Annotated in this window: 2 protein-coding genes; both read left to right on the top strand. The window is 61.6% G+C overall.

Annotation, left to right across the window (positions count from 1 at the left end):
* On the top strand, window positions 1–957 hold a 957-nt coding region (locus Q8K05_RS07780; RefSeq protein ID WP_305245989.1), incomplete at its 5' end, for a PAS domain-containing sensor histidine kinase.
* A 116-nt stretch (window positions 958–1,073) separates the two neighbouring features.
* Window positions 1,074–1,343: helix-turn-helix domain-containing protein (locus Q8K05_RS07775; RefSeq protein ID WP_305245987.1), on the top strand; the 270-nt coding region annotated here is incomplete at its 3' end.

The raw sequence follows: 1,343 nt of genomic DNA, 5'->3' as shown, positions 1-1,343 counted from the left end.
GGCACGCTGGAGGACTGGACCGGCACCCACCGGTGGTTTGCCGTTGTTCATCCGGAAGACGTGCCGGGCGTCAAGGCGGCGTGGCTGGCCGCCAATGCGAGCCAGTCGCAATTTTCCGGCATCCGGCGCCTGCTGGCCAGGGACGGCAGCTGTCACACCATGGCCTACCGGGCCTCCCCCGTGCTCGATGAGTTCGGTGCGATCGCCTTCTGGGTCGGGATCGATGCGGATATCTCCGAGATCAAGGCCATCGAGACTGCCTTGCGCCTGTCCAACGAGGAGCTCGAAGCCTTCTCGTATTCGGTGTCGCACGACCTGCGCTCGCCGCTCAACACCATTGACGGCTTTAGCCGTTTGCTCGCCAAACAGCTGGCCGGCGAGGCCGACGCGAAGGTGCAGCACTACCTGGCACGCATCCAAACGGGCGTGGCGCAGATGGGGCAGTTGATTGAAGACCTGCTGTCCCTGGCGCAGGTGGCGCGGACGCAGCTGCGCGGCGAGTATGTTGATTTGTCGGCGATGGCCCGCGGTATTCTGGACGAGTGGCAGGCGCGTCAGCCAGGGCGCAAGGTGAGCGTGCACATTGAAACCGGCCTGCAGGCCTTCGGGGATGGGCGGCTGCTCAGGGTGGCCATGGAAAACCTGCTGGGTAACGCCTGGAAGTTCAGCGCGCAGCAGGCCAGGGCTGAAATCCGCATCGGGCAACAACCTGACGCCGCAGGATGGCCGGTTTATTTTGTACGCGACAACGGCGCCGGGTTCGACATGGCCTATGCCGAAAAGCTGTTCAGCCCGTTTCAGCGCCTGCATGCGGTGTCGGAGTTTCCGGGAACGGGCATTGGTCTGGCCACGGTGAGCCGGGTAATTGGACGGCACGGTGGCCGGCTGTGGGCTGACGCGGCGCCCGGGCGCGGGGCCACATTTTTCTTCACGCTGCCTAAAGTGCATGCGCTTTGAGTGCGACCGGCATGCCGCGCCACGAGATGCGCCCTCGATCTTTGAATTTTCTCTAACGGGGATGGAGTCAACTAAAATGAAAAAAACAATAAATACAACCCCTTTGATGTACTTCCATGTCGCGTGAGCCCAAATCTTTCGAAGCTGCCATCACGGCAGAAGACTTTTCAAGTTCGGACTACTGCGGCACGAGCTATGCGGCCAAGCTGCTGGGCCTGTCGGTGGCCACCGTGCAGTCGCTGGTTGAAAAAGGGGAAATCGAAGCGTGGAAAACGCTGGGCGGACACCGCCGGATTGCACTTCAATCCATCAACGCCTATCTGGCCAGGTACAGTCCGCAACTTTCACGGGTCGACACCAACCCCAAACACCGTTTGCGCGTGCTG

The organism is Polaromonas sp. (genome assembly GCF_030682935.1).
Taxonomy (GTDB): Bacteria; Pseudomonadota; Gammaproteobacteria; order Burkholderiales; family Burkholderiaceae_C; genus Polaromonas.
Note: the sequence above shows the minus strand (reverse complement) of the source record. Positions and strands in the feature narration are given on the sequence as shown.